Here is a 3330-nt window from a genome sequence, read left to right on the forward strand (position 1 = left end):
GTGCGAGACCTGCCGACCCCCTGGCCCGTGTCGTAGAGGTATCCGACATTCAGCTGCGCCCGGGAGTCCCCTGCCTTCGCCGCCACGAAGAAGAGGTGGAACGCTTCCTTGATCCGGCCCCGCTCCATCAGACGGGAGGCCTCGGAGAAGGGCGTGTCCGCTGAAGTCTTCCTCGCGGAACTCGCGCGGGTGGCGCTCCCACTTCGAACTCTCCCTTGACGCGTCATCTCGGCTCCGCAGCTTTGCACATTGGGCCCCCTAATAGGACCATGTCGAAGCAGCGCACCCAGATGGCCCCGCCAAGCCGTCTGGCTCAAGATCAGGAGCAGGTACGACCGATGTCCTCGGTGGCATCGCCCGCCGCGCGCTCGACCCGAAGTACGAGGAGCCCATTCCGCGCAAGCCGATGGTGATCTTTCGCAAGCTGCCGCGCTGGCACCGCAACCACCCCCAGCTCATCGACTTCATCAAGGGCAGCACTCCAGCTCTGCCCGAGAAGCCGCCGCCTACGCCGGCGCCACAGCCGGAGGGAGATCGCATCCCCCGGCCCTGGCACCTCGTCACGCCATAACGGCGCTCAGCCCGGCTGGGTCACCTGGCGCAGGATGTCCAGCGACTCCAGCGCCTTGCCCGCGCCGAGCACCACCGCCGAGAGCGGATCCTCCGCCAGGAACACCGGCAGGCCCGTCTCCTCGCGCAGCAGCGTGTCCAGGTTCTTCAGCAGCGCGCCGCCACCGGCCAGGACGATGCCGCGGTCCGCGATGTCTCCGGCCAGCTCCGGCGGCGTGCGCTCCAGCGTCAGCTTCACCGCCTCGACGATGCCGTTCACCGGCTCGGCCAGCGCATCCCGCACCTCGTCGCTGCTCACCGTCAAGGTGCGCGGCACACCCGCCACGAGATCGCGCCCCTTGATCTCCATGGTCATCACTTCGTCCGTCGGGTACGCCGTGCCGATGCCCATCTTGATGGCCTCGGCCGTCCGCTCGCCGATGAGCAGGTTGTACTTGCGCTTGACGTACTGGATGATCGCCTCGTCCAGCTTGTCGCCGCCGATGCGCACGCTCTTGGCGAACACGATGCCGGACAGGCTGATGACGGCCACGTCGGACGTTCCACCGCCGATGTCGACGATCATGTTGCCGCTGGGCTCCGTTACCGGAAGCCCCGCACCGATGGCCGCCGCCATGGGTTGCTCGATGAGGTACACCTCACGGGCGCCCGCGTTGGCCGCCGCCTCGCGCACCGCCCGGCGCTCCACCTCCGTAATCCCCGAGGGGATGCCGATGATGATGCGCGGGTTGACGAGCGTGCGGCGGTTGTGCGCGGTCTGGATGAAGTAGCGCAGCATCGCCGCGGTGATCTCGAAGTCCGCGATGACGCCGTCCTTCATGGGGCGGATGGCGACGATGTTGCCCGGGGTTCTCCCGAGCATCTCCTTGGCCTCCTTCCCCACGGCGAGCACCTTCTTGCCGCCACGTGAGTCCTGCTGCACGGCCACCACGGAGGGCTCGTTGGAGACGATGCCCTGACCGCGGATATAGATAAGCGTGTTCGCCGTGCCCAGGTCGATAGCCAGGTCACGAGAGAACAAGGTGTGGAGCCAGTCGAACATACGGGGGCGGAAACTTTCCGGAGTCCTGCGGAATTTCCCAAAGTGAAGCAGACACCGCGAACAGTGAAGGTACTACTACGAGGTCCGCGGCGCTGGAAGAAAAGCCACATCTCGTAAAGTGACCTGGGCTGGAGGGCACTCGGCCAAGGGAGAGCTTCTCAGCGTCTTGGCGCTGGCACGGTAGCTGCGCTCACGACAGCGCCCTCCCGCGCGTCCTCCGCCTTCTCGGCCGCCAGGGCTCCCTGGAAGGTGGATCCCACGGCGCCCGCCTCCAGCTCTACCGTGCCTGAATGGGGGGGCGAGTGCACCTCGCCATCAGCCACGGCGTGGCGGAACTCGGGCGTCTGCCGCAGGGCCTCGCTGGTGACCCGCAGGAGCACCTCACGGGCTGGCTCGAAGGCCAGCGCCGCCCCATACCAGAAGGGGAAGTAGTCCAGGCGGACGAGCCCCTTCAGGTTCCACCCCTGCTCGGTGTAGTCCCAGGGACAGCGGCCGAGCGCCCGCCGCAGCAGCCAGCCGGTGGCGTACTCGGCCCCGAAGATGACGGTCGTGTAGGCAAGCGCTCGGAGGGGCCGTGGCAGGAAGCGCAGCCGATCATGGAGGAACTCGAGCCCCAGCGCCGTGGCCCCATAGATGGGGTGCATCCACAGGTACGTCTTCGCCGTACCGTGCGAGTCCTTCTGGAAGACCGCCGCTGCCGCCCCCGTGAAGCACACCTCAAGCACCCAGCCCGCACACCCGTAGAGAAGGAATCTCGGTAGCACGCTCAGAAGCTAAGAATCACGGGTCCAACACGCAGTCCTGGCCCGAGGTCCAATAGGGCGCTGGCTCCAGGACTCGACAGGCCCGAGAGCCTGGAAGCGGGGAGTGTCCTTCTGCCCACGGAGGCACTGTCGGGCAGGGGACAGGAGGGGGGGCCTGGGGGGCTCCTCTACCGCTTCAGCGTGTACTTGCCGATGACGTAGAGGGCCCGGACTCCGTCCTTCCAGCCGATCTTCTTGCCCTCCTCGTAGGTGCGCCCGTGGTAGCTGATGGGCACCTCGTAGACGCGCCAGTTGCCGCGGGCAATCTTCGCGGTGATCTCCGGCTCGAAGCCGAACCGGTCCTCGTCCACCGTCACGGAGCGGAGCACCTGGGCGCGGAAGGCCTTGTAGCAGGTCTCCATGTCCGTGAGGTTCAGCCCGCTGGTCATGTTGGAGAGCGTGGTGAGCAGGTTGTTCATCACCGTGTGCCAGAAGTAGAGCACCCGCCGCGGCGTGCCGGTGAAGCGGCTGCCGTAGACGACGTCCGCCTCGCCGTCGAGGATGGGCTGGATGACCTTGGGGATGTCGCGCGGGTCGTACTCCAGGTCCGCGTCCTGGACGATGATGATGTCCCCGGTGGCCTCGGAGAAGCCGCGCCGCAGGGCCGCCCCCTTGCCCTGGTTCTGCGGCTGGAAGAGCACGCGCAGCTCGTTGCGGTTCTGCGGCGTGCCGCCCAGCAGGCCCGTCCCCTTCTGCGCCAGCTCCTCGAGGAACTCGCGGCTCCCATCCCGAGAGCAGTCGTCCACGATGACCAGCTCCTTGGGGAAGTCCACCGCGGTGCACCGGCGCAGCAGCTCCGCCAGCGTGGAGCTCTCGTTGTAGACGGGGATGACGAGCGAGACGAGCATTGCGGGCCGGGCCTCTATCTGATTTCCGTGACCAGGGGGCCATGAAAACACGAAGGCCCCACATCCT

The 3330-nt window shown here is 67.0% G+C and carries 4 protein-coding genes; 1 reads left to right on the top strand and 3 read right to left on the bottom strand.

Annotated elements, in window-relative coordinates; all coding sequences use genetic code 11:
• The first annotated feature begins 406 nt into the window (after positions 1–406).
• Positions 407–571: a hypothetical protein gene (locus VD972_RS25700; protein WP_324991357.1), complete on the top strand. Its 165-nt coding sequence runs from the start codon at positions 407–409 to the stop codon at positions 569–571.
• A gap of 6 nt (positions 572–577) precedes the next feature.
• Here the strand turns inward: VD972_RS25700 and VD972_RS25705 are convergent, their stop codons facing one another.
• From VD972_RS25705 to VD972_RS25715, 3 genes are all read right to left on the bottom strand, one after another.
• A complete protein-coding gene (locus VD972_RS25705; RefSeq protein ID WP_324991359.1) occupies positions 578–1612 on the bottom strand; it encodes a rod shape-determining protein in 1035 nt (344 codons plus the stop codon).
• Positions 1613–1770: 158 nt separating this feature from the next.
• Complete coding sequence (locus tag VD972_RS25710; RefSeq protein ID WP_414654123.1) at positions 1771–2376, bottom strand: putative ABC transporter permease; 606 nt, start codon at positions 2374–2376, stop codon at positions 1771–1773.
• A 167-nt stretch (positions 2377–2543) separates the two neighbouring features.
• Positions 2544–3263 carry a glycosyltransferase family 2 protein gene (locus VD972_RS25715; protein ID WP_324991363.1) on the bottom strand — a complete coding sequence of 240 codons (720 nt, stop codon included), beginning with the start codon at positions 3261–3263 and terminating at the stop codon, positions 2544–2546.
• Positions 3264–3330 lie beyond the last annotated feature (67 nt).

It is taken from the genome of Hyalangium sp. (genome assembly GCF_035629615.1).
In the GTDB taxonomy this organism is placed as follows: domain Bacteria; phylum Myxococcota; class Myxococcia; order Myxococcales; family Myxococcaceae; genus Hyalangium.